This window comes from Pseudomonas sp. GW822-FHT06D10 (genome assembly GCF_058799535.1).
This window is the reverse complement of sequence record NZ_JBXALN010000001.1, coordinates 450,465-465,320: the sequence shown is the minus strand read 5'-3', so window position 1 is coordinate 465,320 and position 14,856 is coordinate 450,465. Positions and strand designations below refer to the sequence as shown.

Annotated in this window: 14 protein-coding genes and 1 tRNA gene; 10 read left to right on the top strand and 5 right to left on the bottom strand. The window is 57.8% G+C overall.

From position 1 onward, the window contains the following. Nucleotides 1–163 precede the first annotated feature (163 nt). Nucleotides 164–1,207: a hypothetical protein gene (locus AC1RL5_RS01995; RefSeq protein WP_011061732.1), complete on the top strand. Its 1,044-nt coding sequence runs from the start codon at nucleotides 164–166 to the stop codon at nucleotides 1,205–1,207. Nucleotides 1,208–1,361: 154 nt separating this feature from the next. Next, nucleotides 1,362–1,742 carry a hypothetical protein gene (locus AC1RL5_RS01990; protein WP_011061733.1) on the top strand — a complete coding sequence of 127 codons (381 nt, stop codon included), beginning with the start codon at nucleotides 1,362–1,364 and terminating at the stop codon, nucleotides 1,740–1,742. A 27-nt stretch (nucleotides 1,743–1,769) separates the two neighbouring features. Here AC1RL5_RS01990 and AC1RL5_RS01985 read toward each other — a convergent pair whose 3' ends face one another. Together AC1RL5_RS01985 and AC1RL5_RS01980 are read right to left on the bottom strand one after the other, a co-directional pair. After that, complete coding sequence (locus AC1RL5_RS01985) at nucleotides 1,770–3,002, bottom strand: NADH:flavin oxidoreductase/NADH oxidase family protein (protein WP_072450116.1); 1,233 nt, start codon at nucleotides 3,000–3,002, stop codon at nucleotides 1,770–1,772. An 89-nt stretch (nucleotides 3,003–3,091) separates the two neighbouring features. Continuing rightward, nucleotides 3,092–4,171: a saccharopine dehydrogenase family protein gene (locus AC1RL5_RS01980; protein WP_492588992.1), complete on the bottom strand. Its 1,080-nt coding sequence runs from the start codon at nucleotides 4,169–4,171 to the stop codon at nucleotides 3,092–3,094. Nucleotides 4,172–4,365: 194 nt separating this feature from the next. Between AC1RL5_RS01980 and AC1RL5_RS01975 the strand changes: the two genes are divergently transcribed. Both AC1RL5_RS01975 and AC1RL5_RS01970 read left to right on the top strand, forming a co-directional pair. Continuing rightward, entirely contained in the window at nucleotides 4,366–5,196 is an 831-nt protein-coding gene (locus AC1RL5_RS01975) for a type 1 glutamine amidotransferase domain-containing protein (RefSeq protein ID WP_377706295.1), read from the top strand. Nucleotides 5,197–5,284: 88 nt separating this feature from the next. Then, nucleotides 5,285–6,211: an acetoacetate decarboxylase (ADC) gene (locus AC1RL5_RS01970; protein ID WP_492588993.1), complete on the top strand. Its 927-nt coding sequence runs from the start codon at nucleotides 5,285–5,287 to the stop codon at nucleotides 6,209–6,211. Between the two features lie 15 nt (nucleotides 6,212–6,226). Here the strand turns inward: AC1RL5_RS01970 and AC1RL5_RS01965 are convergent, their stop codons facing one another. After that, nucleotides 6,227–6,706, bottom strand: coding sequence for a MerR family transcriptional regulator (locus AC1RL5_RS01965; RefSeq protein ID WP_019092743.1), 480 nt, complete (start codon nucleotides 6,704–6,706; stop codon nucleotides 6,227–6,229). A 235-nt stretch (nucleotides 6,707–6,941) separates the two neighbouring features. Between AC1RL5_RS01965 and AC1RL5_RS01960 the strand changes: the two genes are divergently transcribed. Next, nucleotides 6,942–7,772 (top strand): alpha/beta fold hydrolase, encoded by an 831-nt coding sequence (locus tag AC1RL5_RS01960; RefSeq protein ID WP_492588994.1) that lies wholly within the window; start codon nucleotides 6,942–6,944, stop codon nucleotides 7,770–7,772. A 286-nt stretch (nucleotides 7,773–8,058) separates the two neighbouring features. Here AC1RL5_RS01960 and AC1RL5_RS01955 read toward each other — a convergent pair whose 3' ends face one another. Next, nucleotides 8,059–8,418 (bottom strand): hypothetical protein, encoded by a 360-nt coding sequence (locus AC1RL5_RS01955; RefSeq protein WP_125063882.1) that lies wholly within the window; start codon nucleotides 8,416–8,418, stop codon nucleotides 8,059–8,061. 291 nt (nucleotides 8,419–8,709) lie between these two features. Between AC1RL5_RS01955 and AC1RL5_RS01950 the strand changes: the two genes are divergently transcribed. The 3 genes from AC1RL5_RS01950 (at nucleotide 8,710) to AC1RL5_RS01940 (ending at nucleotide 11,355) form a co-directional block, all read left to right on the top strand. Further along, a complete protein-coding gene (locus AC1RL5_RS01950) occupies nucleotides 8,710–9,192 on the top strand; it encodes a hypothetical protein (RefSeq protein ID WP_492588995.1) in 483 nt (160 codons plus the stop codon). A gap of 142 nt (nucleotides 9,193–9,334) precedes the next feature. Next, nucleotides 9,335–10,297 carry a bifunctional GNAT family N-acetyltransferase/nucleoside diphosphate kinase regulator gene (locus AC1RL5_RS01945; protein WP_019092746.1) on the top strand — a complete coding sequence of 321 codons (963 nt, stop codon included), beginning with the start codon at nucleotides 9,335–9,337 and terminating at the stop codon, nucleotides 10,295–10,297. A gap of 605 nt (nucleotides 10,298–10,902) precedes the next feature. Next, nucleotides 10,903–11,355: a DUF1090 domain-containing protein gene (locus AC1RL5_RS01940; protein WP_492588996.1), complete on the top strand. Its 453-nt coding sequence runs from the start codon at nucleotides 10,903–10,905 to the stop codon at nucleotides 11,353–11,355. 398 nt (nucleotides 11,356–11,753) lie between these two features. Here AC1RL5_RS01940 and AC1RL5_RS01935 read toward each other — a convergent pair. Further along, nucleotides 11,754–11,827, bottom strand: a tRNA-Cys gene (locus AC1RL5_RS01935). 405 nt (nucleotides 11,828–12,232) lie between these two features. Between AC1RL5_RS01935 and AC1RL5_RS01930 the strand changes: the two genes are divergently transcribed. After that, nucleotides 12,233–13,333 (top strand): polyamine ABC transporter substrate-binding protein, encoded by a 1,101-nt coding sequence (locus AC1RL5_RS01930; protein WP_103408302.1) that lies wholly within the window; start codon nucleotides 12,233–12,235, stop codon nucleotides 13,331–13,333. Nucleotides 13,334–13,386: 53 nt separating this feature from the next. Next, complete coding sequence (locus AC1RL5_RS01925; protein ID WP_011061747.1) at nucleotides 13,387–14,805, top strand: aminotransferase; 1,419 nt, start codon at nucleotides 13,387–13,389, stop codon at nucleotides 14,803–14,805. Nucleotides 14,806–14,856 lie beyond the last annotated feature (51 nt).

The following is a 14,856-nucleotide window of genomic DNA, read 5'->3' as shown; positions in this document are numbered from 1 at the left end:
GAATTCGCACAGCGTTCAGAGTTCGATATGTGAGGTGAATCACAGCGTATTCTTGCTCTTTGCGCATGCCATCGGACCGGCCTTCCTAAATATTGCGCTCTACCCTCAAACCATTAATATTGCTGTTCAACACCCCCTGCCAACGCCCATCAAGGATTGATACATGAAACTGTTCCGGCAGCGCTCTGCCCTACCCGCCGCGTTGCTCCTCGCTCTTTCCCTCTCCGGTTGCGTCTCCGATCTCGATTCGGGTGCCTACGGCAGCATGGACGATCCGCGCTACGCGCAGCTGTTGGACCAGGTGGACGCAGCACTCAAGGCGAACATGGCGGTGGTGCTGGTGGCGGACGTGATGCCGCACAAGTCGCTGAGCGATGCGCTGACCATGACTCAATGGACGCCGACAGTGATCTGGGAATACGAGAAGGATCCGAAGGTGACCTTCGGCCGCAAGTTCCAGACCAACGCGCTGCAGAGGCCGCCTGGCGAAACCTATCTGTTCAAGGCCTTCGAGGTGCACATCCTGCCACCGGGCAAATACTTGCTGACCGGCGGCGACGACTACCAGATCCACGGCTTGCTCGACCAGGTCGGCGCCCGCAGCGGCCCACCCGGTTCGGGCCATGGCGCCAACGGGACCGCCTACCTGTCCCCCGAGCTGTACCGCGAGTACTACAGGGAAGAGGTCTGGAAGGACGCGACCTATGGCAGCGAGACCAAGACCGAAGGTGTCTGTACCGCCGTGCTCAGGGCTTCGGGTGCCTGCGTGAGCTGGGGTGAACAGCAATATACCCAGACAACGGCGCTCTCCCCGGGCGGCTATTACCAACAGACCGATTCTCGCGACGTTCCCGCGATCAAGGTCCAGGCGCGCCTGCCGGTCGACAAGGCGCTTGCCAGTTTCACCATCCAGGGCGGCCAATTGCTGCTGGCCCCACGCATGCACCTGAAGACCCCTGGCTACAAGTACCAGCAGTCGAAGTGCCGGGCGATTGACCCGAAGAAAATCGAGTGCCCTCTCGACAACCTGACCGTCTATACCTGGCCGGCGCCCATGAGCTTTACGCAGAATCTCATCGAGCAGCGCAACCTGAGCGAGAAGCACCGGCAGTTGCTGTCCAGGCTCCAGCCCATGCAAATCACGCCGCTGGGCAAGCAAGGCATGGAAGATCCCATCTGGGGCGTGCCGTTGTCACTGGCCAAGTAAGACAAGTCCGGGGGTATGGGCGTCTCATCGAATACCGTGTCGAGCATGCGCTCGGGGGCCTGTTTGCCTGAATTCGGCACGCCCCCAGTGCAGGCCCTGCCACCCCGATGGGGCCGACTGCCCACTTGCCCCTCCTGGCAATTGGAACGCTGCTATGAATAAACGTGTCCCCGCCCTGATTTTCTCATCCGCCTTGCTGGCCGCATGCGGCCCCAACAAAATTGTCTACGACCTGCCTTCACCCAGCGGGAAATATCATGTGCAAGTACGCCAGTGCCCGCAAAGCGGATCCATCACTTGGAGCGAGAAGCTCCAGGTCTCGGTACTGGAATCCGGCGTATCGGCAGCCTGCCAATCTGCGGTGCAAGCCTTGGCTCAGTTCGACGCCAATGAGGCCGCAAGCCAGCTCCAGCTCGAATGGATTTCAGATACTGAACTTAGGGCCTGGCTGCCAGGCTTCAACCTCGACTACGGGCCATCATCGGCAACCTACAAACACGACAATCCGGTCAAGGTGACTTTCTCGCCCAAATAATGAGCGCTGGGTTTGCGAGGTATCGACTTACATCGAACGCTTCTCTACCCAACGTCGATATTGGCGGGTGCGAAAGGCCATGGCGAGTTGTTGCAGCACCAGCGCACGCAACGGCGACACGCTCGGATCGGTTTTTTTGGCCCGGCTGAGTTTGCGTAATTGATACTTGACCACCGCCATATTGGCCAAGGCCGCAATGGCCTTGTTTTTCCAGGTGATCGGCGGCAGTTGCGGCGTACTGTCTTTGCCCAGCAGCCAATCACGGGGCAGGTGCGGATCGATGGCCAACGCCGTGCCGATCCCCACCATGTCCACGCCACTCTGGACGACCATTTCAGCGATCGGACGTCGCCGCACTCCCCCTGTGACCATGACCGGCATCCTGGCGACGGTGCGGATGTCACGCGCAAACTCAACGAAATAGGCCTCGCGCGCCAGGGTACGACCGTCACGGGCTTCGCCCTGCATAGCCGGCGCCTCGTAGCTGCCGCCTGACAACTCAACCAGATCCACCCCCAGCTCGTTGAGCAGTTCAACCACCTTCCGGGCATCGTCGGCGGTGAAGCCTCCCCGTTGAAAATCGGCGGAGTTGAGTTTGACCGCCACCGCAAAATCGGCAGACACCACGGACCGTACCGCCTTGACGATTTCCAGCAGCAGGCGCGCGCGGTTTTCCAGGGAACCGCCCCATTCATCGGTTCTTTGATTGGTCAGCGGCGAGAGGAACTGACTCAGCAGATAGCCGTGTGCGGCGTGGATCTCCACACCAGTGAACCCGGCCTGCTCACCCAGACGCGCGGTACGGGCGAAACGCTGGATGACATCATCGATCACACTCGCAGTCATCGCGTGAGGCGTTGCGAAACGTTTGGACATCTTGCCCAGGTCCAGCGGTATGGCCGAGGGTGCCCAGGTTTTCTGCCCGAGGTTTGCCTGCATCTGGCGGCCAGGGTGGTTGATCTGCAACCAGAACTGCGCGCCGCCGGAACGGCCAATCCGCGCCCAGCGCTTGAACTTGTCCAGTTGCTGCTCATCTTCCAGCACCACACCGCCGGGCCCGGTCATGGCACGGCCATCGACCATCACGTTGCCGGTGATGATCAGGCCCGCGCCACCCTCGGCCCAGGCCTGATACAGGCGCATCAGTTCTTCGGAAGGTGCCTGGTCGGCATCGGCCATATTCTCTTCCATGGCGGCCTTGGCGATACGGTTCTTGATGGTCGAACCGTTGGGAAGCATCAGGGTATCGAACACATTCATGGGGGTAGCCCTCAGTGGAGATGGGGCCACCTTAAGATTGAAGTGAACTTTAAGGTCAATAGCCTTTTTGCAACTTCACCCAAGAATCTTTACTCGATGTTCAAGGCGCCCGAGCCGGGCAGCTTGGTCACCAGATCAGCCCCCAGCAGCTTGGCGGGCGTGTAGGCCCCACCCATCGGACGCACCTGCAACAGGTGACTAACCACACTCAAGGCGGCATGAATCGTCAGGCTGTAGACGTTGGTGGTATGCACCCGCGCGACCTTGCGATCGCCCCGAGCGTTACGGGCCTCGCCCCACACATAGGTGCCTTGGTCGGCACGCTTTTGTTCGTCCGGACCCACCACTGTCTTGCCGATGCGCTCCTTGAGCAGCCTCTGTACCCAGGGCCACTCCAGCAACGGGCGGATGAGGTTGGCAAATCTGGCACCGCGGATCATGCCGGCAGAGCCCGGTATGAACACTTCGATATTGGGTATGCCGGTGGTGTGATAGGCCGTCGAGATATCGCCCCAGGGAATAGTCATCGAAAGTTTCTCACCGGCGCCGAAGTCGATACGCCGTACCCGATACGCCAGCGGCACCGAGACGATCCTACCGTCACGACGGACCTTGCCGCCCTGCGCCATGCCCTCGATGGAGGTCTTGGCAGTACCGGGCGAAAAGCTGGAACGGGAATCGAAGCCCAATGCCAGGTGCGTGGCATCCGGCAGCGCGTCTTTCAGTGCGGCGGCGACACAATCGGTCGGGACTACGTCGAAGCCGACGCCGGGGCAAATGACCACGCCCGCGGCTCGCGCCCGCTCATTCAGGGATTGGGCATGTTCGAATACGGCGATCTCGCCGGTGATGTCCAGGTAGTGCGCACTGGCCCGCAGGCAGGCTTCGATCATCGGTGCGGCGGTGGCTGAAAACGGCCCCGCGCAATGCAGCACCAATCCAAGTCCCTTGACCTGCGCAAGCAAGCGCGCATTGTCATCCAGCCCGAACACCCGGGCCTCAAGACCCAGCTCCCGGGCCAAGGCTTCGATCTTGTCGCGATTGCGCCCGGCCAGCACCGGCCTGAGCCCGCGCTTGACGGCGTCGCGAGCGATCAACTCGCCGGTATAGCCATTGGCGCCATAGATCATCCATTTCATCTGCGTATCCGGGTTGTCTTGCTGACTCATGCGTTGCTCCAGACTGGATTGATAACGTGCGTTATTGCCTTGCCCCTTGCGCATCAGACGCTAGCGTTAAAGTCAGGTTGAGGGTCAAGCAGAAGTACGAGCGCATCCGCAAAAATTATTTGCCGTCGCGGGGTTGACCTTAAAGCCAGGTTTAAGGTGAGCATGCGCCGAACTGCTCGCCTGATGAAGCCGGAATGATGATCAAGCCCCTTGTTTCCTGTGTATTGATATTGATAGGTGGTGCTTTCATGACAAGTGCAAATGCTCAGCCGAACTCCTCGATAGCAGGTTCCAGGGAGCACCAGATACTGGTGATCATGACCAACCACGCCAGCTATCCCTCACGCAGCGACACCACCGGGTTGTGGCTGACGGAGCTGACACATTTCACCGATGTGGTGGAAGCTGCCGGCTACACCACAGTATTTGCCAGCCCCAAAGGGGGCGCGGTGCCTCTGGACGAGCGGAGCCTGGGGTGGTTGTACATGGACAAGGCCGCCCGGCGGCATTTGCAGTCCGCAACCTTTCGCGCTCGGCTGCAGAACACGCTGCCGATCGCTGACGTGGACCCTTCCCGCTTCAGCGCCATTTATTTCACCGGGGGCCACGGGGTCATGTGGGATTTTCCCAACAACCCTGATCTGCGGCGCGTGGCCGAAACCATCTACAACCAGGGTGGCATCGTCTCAGCCGTGTGCCATGGCGTAGCGGGCCTCCTGGATCTGAAAGATGACCAGGGCCGGTTGATCATCAAAGGCAGAAACATCACCGGATTCTCTGATCGCGAAGAGTGGCTATCGGGAATGAAAAGCCAGGTGCCCTTCTTCCTTGAGGACCGTCTCGTAAGCCAGGGCGCGCGTTACCACAAGGGCTGGCTGCCGTTCACTTCCTTTGCCCTGACTGATGGAAGGCTGGTGACCGGCCAGAACCCGCAATCGCCTCGGGCCGTAGCTGAAGCCGTGACCGCCGCGCTCTGCGCGAGCGACGTAACTCGCTGCCCCCCAGGGTCGATCCCGGCCCCTTGAAAAAGAGCGACTGAAACTCGCAACCGAGCTTTCGACTGCATTGCTGTTCAACCCATTTGCCAACGCAGCGTTGGCGGAGACGCCTGAAATGCCCAGTCCGACCGACACCACCCTCATCGATATCGCCGGCCATCAGGTGCCCGTCGTCAAAGGCGGTCTCTACGACCGCTTTCGGTCCAACCCGCCACTGTCGGTAATCGCCGCCGAAATACCAGGCGTTGATCTGAGCTGGTTCAAGAGCCTGGAAAAGAACAAGGTCGAGATAGGCTTCCAGTCGTTTTCGCCCAACTTCTACTACCAGAACAGCCAGGTTACGGCTGTCTACACGGCCGACCTCGACCGGCTCCGGGCGCTGATGCCGCCCGAACTGGCAGCAACGGTGCAACCGCTGCAGATCTGGCCGGGGCGTGGCCTGATCGCGTTCACCGCGTATACCTACGAGCATTGCGAAAACGACGCCTACAACGAGATGGCCGTGTCGATCATCACCAACAAACCCGGCAAAGCCAACCTGGGTCCGCTCACATTGATTGGCCAGTCAATCTCGGGAGACTTCTGGGGCTACGTGCTCAAGTTGCCGGTCAATACAGAGTTGGCACGGGTGCGCGGTGTCGTCGGTTACAACCTGCCGAAGTGGCTGACCGGCATTGACCGCAAAGAGAGTGCGCAATCGGTGGTCTATGACATCACCGACAGCCAGACCGGCAAGCTGGACCTCTCCTTCACCGCGAAAAAGCTCGAGAAGTTATCCCGCAGTGTCAAAATCATCACCAACAGTTTCACCAACCTCGATCACCAGGGCCAACTGGCCTACGGGTACGCTGTTTCCCGCCAGCTCAGGCACGGTTCCAGCCGTGACGCCGATGCGGCCATCCTCACATTGGGCGACGGCAGCCTGTCGAACTACATCCGCTCCCTGAAGCTGGGGAAACTGCTGAAGTACGAATACGTACCGCAGTTCCAGAGCGCGCTCTATGCGCCAAAACCGCTCGCTACGCTGGTTGGCGAGCGCTGAGAGCTGGGGTGCCCGTCAGGCCCCGTACGCCTGGCGGGTGGTTCTCTTCCTGGCGGCCCCTGCCGCACGTTTGCCCGAAGCAGGCGCCACGCCCTCTTCGCGCAAACGATTGATCAGCATTTGCGCATTGTCCGCACACGCCATGCCCTCGGGTTTGCCCTCGATGCCCTTGATGACCAGCAGCAGTTGCTCCTTGTTCTGGGCCAGCCGCTGCTGCAGGACTTCAATTTCCTCGACCTTTTGCTTGAGGCCACCCAGCAACTGATCGTGTTGCCAGCCACTGGCATTCATCGGCATCAACTGGCGGATTTCATCCAACGAAAAGCCCGCTGCCTGGGCGCCGGTAATGATCTCGAGAACCCATTCGGTATCCGGTGCGTAATCGCGATATCCATTTGCCTTGCGCTCGACCGATTTGATCAGGCCACTGGCCTCATAAAAGCGGATGCGAGAAGGCGCCAACCCGCTGATTTTCGCCAATTCACCAATTCTCATACCTCACCCCTAAAAACCGTTGACCTTGAAGTTGACTTTAAACCTAAAGTCATAAAGCGGCCAAGCTGCCCAGGTTCAATGCATTGCTCCACCGTCATGGGCCCATGGGTAGACGCAGATCAATCGACAAACACAGCCTCTGCAACACCTATGGAATGGGCTGTACTTCGTTCATCAGGGCCAAGGCCGAATCTCGAGTCGGTCGAGGCCATACCTTCACTCGGGAGATACGAACATGGGATACGTCACTACGCGGGACGGTGTTGAAATCTTTTACAAGGACTGGGGGCCAGGTGATGCCCAGGTCATCTTTTTCCATCATGGATGGCCGCTCAGCGCAGACGATTGGGACGCGCAGATGCTCTTTTTCCTGGACCACGGCTATCGGGTCGTTGCCCACGACCGACGGGGGCATGGGCGCTCCAGCCAGGTCTGGGACGGCCACGACATGGATCACTATGCCGACGACGTCGCCGCCGTGGTCGATCACCTCGGCGTACAAGGCGCCGTCCATGTCGGACACTCCACAGGCGGGGGTGAGGTCATCCATTACATCGCGCGCCACGGTGAAGACCGGGTGTCGAAGGCCGCCATCATCAGCGCCGTGCCGCCGCTGATGGTTCAGGCTGCGAACAATCCTGGCGGTTTGCCGAAATCGGTTTTCGACGACCTGCAGAGCCAACTGAAAGCCAACCGCGCACAGTTCTATTACGACGTTCCGGCAGGACCTTTTTACGGCTACAACCGCCCAGGTACGAAACCGTCCGAGGGCATCGTGTGGAACTGGTGGCGACAAGGCATGATGGGCTGTGCCAAGGCACACTATGACGGGATCGTGGCGTTTTCTCAGACCGACTTCACCGAGGATTTGAAGGGTATAAAGATCCCCGTACTGGTGATGCACGGGGACGATGACCAGATCGTGCCCTATGAAAATGCCGGAGTTCTGTCCGCCAGACTTCTGCAAAACAGCACCCTGAAAATCTACCCCGGCTTCCCCCACGGAATGCCGACAACTAATGCCGATACGATTAACGCTGATCTACTGGCGTTCGTGCGTAGCTAAACCACTGGGGCGGGTAAAGACCCGCCCTTGCTGGCTTAAAACCAGTAAATCGCCGGGGCAAAGACCGAGTCGCCGCCCTCGCCCGCGAGCCACGCTCAATGAAGTTGCAAGGCAGCTAAATAGCCGCCCTCAGAAAACACTGGACTACGAAACACCCACCGAACGATTTAGCCAATCTGTTGCATCGACCGGTTGAATCCACAGCCAGAAGCGGTCACTGCATAAACTCGGCGCACGCGAACCGGCAAACCGGAACGCCTGCGGTGTCCACGCTCTGGAAAAAGACTCAGGTGCCCAAGTACTTTAACAACAGGGCCAACACCCAATCCTCTTGCGAGGCCAATGCCGTGCTGATCTCCTCGCATCTCCCATTCAGAGACAGCAGGTTGCCAGCCAGTACTTCTCCACTGGACATGCACATATCCAAAACAATACTAAAAACCCCGTTACCTACCTGCTTGCTTTCAAAAACAAGCTCAACCTCTTTAGGGAAGATCGTCACGTAGACGAAGAGTATTCCATTCGCGTATGTGTAGTGGCCATGATTTCTTTTGAGTAAAACATTCTGGCTTTTCGAAGCCTTCACATAAACATTATCTAAAAACCTTTGAAGGATGAGCAAAGGCTCTGGCTTTTCAGTGCTCATTGGGTTTCCTTGCGAGCAGTAGACTTCAACACGCCATTCTAACCAACATCGACGGCGCCCGAGCTGCACGATGCGCAGGGGCGGCCATCTGCGGGTCATTGCCCTCTGTGATGAGTAGTTGTTCTTAGCTATCTGCTTACCAGCCCAGGGCCTCGCCCCCCCCCATAACACCCAGCTCGCCAAATGCAACCAGGGTAGGGAGAATAGGACCTCGAACCCCTACCTGAATCTGCACTGACCGCTTTCGGCCGATTGCTGCTGCACGACAAGAGTAAAAGATGGAGCTGTATGATGATTGATAGCCTGGAGGTTCAAGAGTTCGATTACCTTGAACAGGCGTTACTTGAAGCGAGCGTGCCTTTCAGTGAAATAACACGTCAGTACGCACGCTATTTGCTCAGCCTGATCGACGGCGGTGTACTTGCTAGCATTTCCACCCCTAAGTTGAAAGTGCTGATTCCATATATCGAAAAAAGCATCCAGCGAGAACCTATAGAAAGCGATGGGGATCTCCGGAGAAGGCTTGTACTAGAACTCTGGACGGTAGAGCAACAGCACCGTAAATCAGATGAAGACTTTGCGAACCTCATACGCTGTGTACTTTTTTGCTTTGCAACAGAAGAGTGCTGGATAGCGGAAGGCACTGGGGACGCGACGCCTATTTATCTTTATTTTCTGGCTCTAAAAAAAATACTACCTGGCACAAGAAAAGCCTTTATCAACGGCTTTCAAGATTTTATTGCAGCCAACGGGAAATACACGTTTCACGAATAGATTGGCCCGGCCGGGCATCTTTAGATTCACTGCGCTGAAACGCCGCCAGACGGGCCTTGGCGGGCCGAAACTCTCGAAACCGCCGGGATGTTCGCCATTCCTCGCGGTATATCTTAAAATGCGCGGTTGCCGAAGAACCGTCATGACCATAGCCATGAAAGGCTTCCATTCTTTACAGATAAGTGTGGTCAAGATGAACAAGCCTTTCATTACACTGTGCCCTGAAATTACTCGGGCGCACGCGCTGACATTGATGGATTGGTTGGAGGATGAGCGCGTTACCTGCTTTCTGAGCGATTCGCGTCACGTCTCCCGCTCCATCGAACAAGTCATCGATCGGACTCAATTGCCGATCCTGACCCATCTATTCAACCGGGACGGCCGGTTCTTCATGGCCTATGACCGGCATGACGCCCCGGTGGGCTTTGTCCGTCTGGTCAAGACCGGCGCCAATTGCGAGATAGTCCTGGTCATCGGAGACAGCGACAAATGGGGCCGGAACCTGGGCGCCCGCACCATCCGCGAAGGCATGAAACTGGCCTTCCTCGACATGCGGGCCGAGAAGCTCATCGCCAAGATCCACCCGGACAACACGCGCTCGCTGAAAGCCTTTCAGCGCAGCGGCTTTGTGCTTGAAAGCGAAACGCCGACATTGAAATCTTTTTCCATGACGGCCGAGCGCTATCTCCAGTTCTTGCGCGAAGGTACCGTTGTCGACTCCACCGAGATCTACATCACTGAAATCGACAAGGCCAGGCTCGAGAGCCTGATCGTGTTCGAGCAAGGCCCGACGATTGTTGAACTCGAACATGAGCTTGAGCGAGCCATTGTCGTCAAGCCCCAGCAGGTGGCGCGCAACGTCATCACGATGAACTCCAGGGCCTTGCTGCAACTGGACGACGAAGAGATCGAAGTGGCCTTGGTCTACCCTGAAGACGCGGACAGCACCGCAGGGAAGCATTCGGTGTATTCCGATATAGGCGCCGCCATCCTTGGCTATCAGGAGGGGGACACCATCGACTGGCGAATCTCTGATCGCACCCGCCGGATTGAAATCAGGAAAGTACTTTACCAGCCGGAGGCTGCGGGGGATTTCCACCTGTAAGTGCGCCCTTTGCTTAGTGTTCGGCCATCAAGCGCGAGCGTTTCCCAGAGGACGGCGCCTCGCGCTCCATGCGTGAGCACCCCACCGCTTCGACACCTCCAATAGGTGCCCGTAATACTGGTGCCAAAGGGTGCCGAGCAGATCTCCCTCAGGCGCTCCGCATCTCGTCGCTACAACTCAAGAGCTCGATTGAAACCCGGGTTATTCAGGTTGCCGCGGCCTGCAGACTTGGCATGTACCTGGCCACCGCCTTCGAACCATGCGAACCGATGTCGCCGGCTACAGCGACTTGGCTGGTGCAGCGATCCCTTCCGATCGTCTAAGGAGTGGACATGCTGTTTTCCAGATACAGAAAAAGCGCTCACCCCGAGGGTATTAAAACCTCGTGACATATTCGCTGGATTGCTTATGGCGGGGTATTTTGTAATAAATTTGCAACATAAAAAACATGCTGATAATTTTTAAATATGGAATATCCCATCACATAAGAATATTCCTATTTTAATGAAAAATATGATTGCGCCATTGACACATTTATATTTTTTTGTCTGAAAAAACAGGAGTAACGGATCTGTGGGTTAGCCCGCTGAAAGGAGAACTCTGCTATGAAACTACACCACTCACTATTTCTAGCACTACCACTACTTGTGTATTCCTCGCTCTCATTGGCGACACCAAACTGTGCAATAAAAGAGCAGAAAATCAGAACACAACTCGAGTATGCAACTCACTATGGCAATATTCATCGCATTGCCGGGTTGAATCGCGCCTTGACCAATGTGCAGACCTATTGTTACGACGGCTACAAAAATGGCTATACCGGATACGATTACACCTCTGCGACTAAATCCACCACGCCCTCTGCCACTCCATCGTATGCACCGATTAGGCATTCTCAAGTGGCGGAAAAGCAGCGCAAAGTAGAAAAAATCAAGGAAAAGCTGCAAGAGGCACAGCTTAAAGGTAAACCAAGCAAAATCGCCAAGCAGCAGAGAAAATTGGATGAAGCCGAATTTGAACTAAGGCAGGCGCAGTCATTGGAGCAACAACCTGGTTGATGCGAGCAACGTTTAATCTCAGATAAACAACGCTGTAATAGCCTTTATGCCTGAAGGTGACCGATCACTCGGTCACCGAACTGCGCTATAAAGATATTATTTTATTTGTATCTACCTTGCTCATGCCTACATATTAATCACTTCAGCCCCCTTCCATTCGCAAGCTGAACAACTCAGGGTTTCACCGCTACCGCTGCCACCTTCTGGCCTCAGATCGACGATCCAATTGGCCGATTTGATGGCATCCAGGTCACGCACTCAATGGAGAGAACGCTCTCTCAAACGCCAGGCTAAGAACAGGCTATTTGCAGAATCGATCCCCACAATTGCGGAAGCGATTACCCAAATCCCAGGCAATAAAAAACCCCGTAGACGTTAATCTACGGGGTTTTCAAGGGTGGAGGCCGAGGTCGGAATCGAACCGGCGTAGGCGGATTTGCAATCCGCTGCATAACCATTTTGCTACTCGGCCCCAAATGTCCAATGCCTGAAACACAACACTGGACACGAACAAACTGGAACGGCTAACGAGATCAACTTAATCTCGTAACTCTTTGATTTCTAAAGAGTTTTTCCGTTTCCTCGCTGAGGAATGGTCGCAATTATGGACGTGTTTTCCATTCCTGGCAACTCCTATTCGAGATTTTTTCTGCCGGGCTGTTTCTACAGGTTTCCGGGCTGAGCCAATCCGTCGGGCGAACAGCCTGGTGTTCGCCAACGAGGCGGGATGATTGCACAAACCCATCCAGATAGCTGCCCCCTTCTGTGTTTGCCCACCTACCCGATCGGGTTATGGCGTGGGCCGAGGCACTCGCGGACAGTTACGCCAACGGCTCGACCCGGGCTCCTTCCATCACGTTCAAGGCGGAATTGAAGTATGCGTACAGCTTTCCCTGCGATGTTTGGCGTGGTTCTGGCACTGACGACGGCTTGGGCCCAGGCCGGGGAGCCCGGAGACAAGACCCTGCGCCTGTACAACTGGTCGGACTATATCGGCGAGAACACCCTCGCCGGGTTCGAGAAGGCCACCGGGATCAAGGTGATCTATGACACCTTCGATTCCTATGAAACCGTCCAGGGCAAGCTGCTGCCGGGGCGCTCCGGCTACGACCTGGTGGTGCTCAACGCGGCCCTGGTGCCGCCCTTGATCAAGGCGCGGGTGTTCCAGCCGCTGAACAAGGCCTTGCTGCCCAGTTGGCAGAATCTCGACCCGCAGGTGCTCAAGAGCCTGGAAAGCTACGACCCGGGTGTGCAGTACTCGGCGCCCTACACCTGGGGCAGCAATGGCGTGACCTATAACGTCGACAAGGTCCGCGAGCGCATGCCGGACGCGCCCATCGGTTCTCTGGCCATGCTCTTCGATCCCAAGGTGGTGTCGCGCTTCGCCGATTGCGGGGTGACGCTGCAGGATTCGCCCACCGACATTCTGCCGCTGGTGCTGGCTTACCTGGGGCGCAATCCCAACAGCGCCGCCCCCGAGGATTTGAAAGCGGCGCAGGATGCCTTGATGGCGGTGCGCCCCTATATCCGCAAGTTCGACTCCACCAGCTACCTCAATGGCCTGGCCAATGGCGACCTGTGCGTCAGCGCCACCTGGTCCGGCGACTACGCCACGGCCCAGGCCAGGGCCAACGAGGCCGGGGCACCGGTCAAGCTCGACTATTTCATTCCCAGGGAAGGCTCGCTGATCTGGTTCGACGATTTCTATATCCCTGCCGACGCGCCGAACGTGGCCAGCGCCCATGCCTTTATCCAGTACCTGCTGCAACCTAAGGTAATGGCCGAGGTCAGCGACTACATCCGCTACGCCAACGCCAATCTCAAGTCCACGCCACTGTTGAGCGCCGAGGTGCGGGACAACCCGGCGATCTACCCCGATGCCCAGACCCGCGAGCGGCTGTTCACCCAGAAGATCCAGACGCCCGCCAGCACCCGGCTGATCACCCGTACCTGGAACATGGTGAAGATCGGCAAGTGAGCCCCCCGCCCCCACAGACTTTCCACCCCATATTGCTACCCGAGGTGAAGCCCATGGCTATCCAACCCGACGCCTTCTTCCAGCAGTTCGACGATTCGAAACTGGTGGCCGCCGACAAGGCGCACTACATGCACGGCTTCCATATGTTCGACGAACACCGCGAGCAGGGGTCGTTGAATATCGCTGCCGGCGACGGCGCCTACATCTATGACACCGCCGGCACCCGCTACCTGGATGCCGTAGGCGGCATGTGGTGCACCAACATCGGCCTGGGCCGCGAGGAAATGGCCGAGGCCATCGCCGACCAGGTGCGGCAACTGGCCTACTCCAACCCGTTCTGCGACATGGCCAATGTCAGCGCCATCGAGCTTTGCCAAAAGCTGGCAAGCCTGGCCCCAGGGGACCTGAACCACGTGTTCCTGACCACCGGCGGCTCCACCGCGGTGGACACTGCCTACCGCCTGGTGCAGTTCTATCAGAACAGTCGCGGCAAGCATGAGAAGAAGCACGTGATCTCGCGGCACAACGCGTACCACGGCTCCACCTTCCTGACCATGTCCATCGGTAACAAAGCCGCTGACCGCGCGCCTGAATTCGACTTCATGAGCGACCTGTTTCACCACATCTCCTGCCCCAACTACTACCGGGCGCCGGCCGGCATGAGTGAAGCGGACTTCCTCGAGTTCCTGGTAGCGGAATTCGAAGACAAGATCCTCACCCTGGGCCCGGACAAGGTGGCGGCGTTCTTCGCCGAACCCATCATGGGCTCCGGTGGGGTAATCATTCCTCCCGAGGGTTATCACCGGCGCATGTGGGAAATCTGCCAGCGCTACGACCTGCTGTATGTCGCCGACGAAGTGGTGACCTCCTTCGGCCGCCTGGGTGCTTTCTTCGCCTCCGAGGAAGTGTTCGGCATGCAGCCGGACATCATCACCACTGCCAAGGGCCTGACCTCGGGCTACCTGCCCCTGGGCGCGTGCATTTTCTCCGAGCGCATCTGGCAGGTCATCGGCGAGCCGGGCAAGGGTCGCTGCTTCACCCACGGTTTCACCTATAGCGGGCACCCGGTGAGTTGCGTCGCGGCGTTGAAGAACATCGAGATCATCGAGCGGGAAAACCTGCTGGCCCATGTCGAAGAGGTCGGCGTCTATATGGAGCAGCGCCTGCAGACCCTGGCCGAACTGCCCCTGGTGGGCAGCGTGCGCTGCAAGCGGCTGATGGCCTGCGTCGAATTCGTCGCCGACAAGCGCACCAAGGCGCTGCTGCCCGACGGGCTGAACATCGCCGAGCGCATCCATCTGCGGGCCCAGGCCAAAGGCTTGTTGGTGCGCCCCATCGGCCATCTCAATGTGATGTCGCCCCCCTTGATCATCACTCGCCAGCAGATCGACGAAATAGTCGCCACCTTGCGCGACTGCATCCTCGAAGCCGCCGCCGAACTGCGCCAGAACGGCCAGTACCTGGGCCAATGACCCCTAGCCGCTGGCAGCGCGAATATCGGCCCGGGGTCTTACCGGGCCTGC

What these genes read in the sequence shown, in the direction of transcription:
- AC1RL5_RS01995 (WP_011061732.1), top strand. Translation starts at nt 164, where the DNA reads ATGAAACTGTTCCGGCAGCGCTCTGCCCTACCCGCCGCGTTGCTCCTC.
- AC1RL5_RS01990 (WP_011061733.1), top strand. Translation starts at nt 1,362, where the DNA reads ATGAATAAACGTGTCCCCGCCCTGATTTTCTCATCCGCCTTGCTGGCC.
- AC1RL5_RS01985 (WP_072450116.1), bottom strand. Translation starts at nt 3,002, where the DNA reads ATGAATGTGTTCGATACCCTGATGCTTCCCAACGGTTCGACCATCAAG.
- AC1RL5_RS01980 (WP_492588992.1), bottom strand. Translation starts at nt 4,171, where the DNA reads ATGAGTCAGCAAGACAACCCGGATACGCAGATGAAATGGATGATCTAT.
- AC1RL5_RS01975 (WP_377706295.1), top strand. Translation starts at nt 4,366, where the DNA reads ATGATGATCAAGCCCCTTGTTTCCTGTGTATTGATATTGATAGGTGGT.
- AC1RL5_RS01970 (WP_492588993.1), top strand. Translation starts at nt 5,285, where the DNA reads ATGCCCAGTCCGACCGACACCACCCTCATCGATATCGCCGGCCATCAG.
- AC1RL5_RS01965 (WP_019092743.1), bottom strand. Translation starts at nt 6,706, where the DNA reads ATGAGAATTGGTGAATTGGCGAAAATCAGCGGGTTGGCGCCTTCTCGC.
- AC1RL5_RS01960 (WP_492588994.1), top strand. Translation starts at nt 6,942, where the DNA reads ATGGGATACGTCACTACGCGGGACGGTGTTGAAATCTTTTACAAGGAC.
- AC1RL5_RS01955 (WP_125063882.1), bottom strand. Translation starts at nt 8,418, where the DNA reads ATGAGCACTGAAAAGCCAGAGCCTTTGCTCATCCTTCAAAGGTTTTTA.
- AC1RL5_RS01950 (WP_492588995.1), top strand. Translation starts at nt 8,710, where the DNA reads ATGATTGATAGCCTGGAGGTTCAAGAGTTCGATTACCTTGAACAGGCG.
- AC1RL5_RS01945 (WP_019092746.1), top strand. Translation starts at nt 9,335, where the DNA reads ATGACCATAGCCATGAAAGGCTTCCATTCTTTACAGATAAGTGTGGTC.
- AC1RL5_RS01940 (WP_492588996.1), top strand. Translation starts at nt 10,903, where the DNA reads ATGAAACTACACCACTCACTATTTCTAGCACTACCACTACTTGTGTAT.
- AC1RL5_RS01930 (WP_103408302.1), top strand. Translation starts at nt 12,233, where the DNA reads ATGCGTACAGCTTTCCCTGCGATGTTTGGCGTGGTTCTGGCACTGACG.
- AC1RL5_RS01925 (WP_011061747.1), top strand. Translation starts at nt 13,387, where the DNA reads ATGGCTATCCAACCCGACGCCTTCTTCCAGCAGTTCGACGATTCGAAA.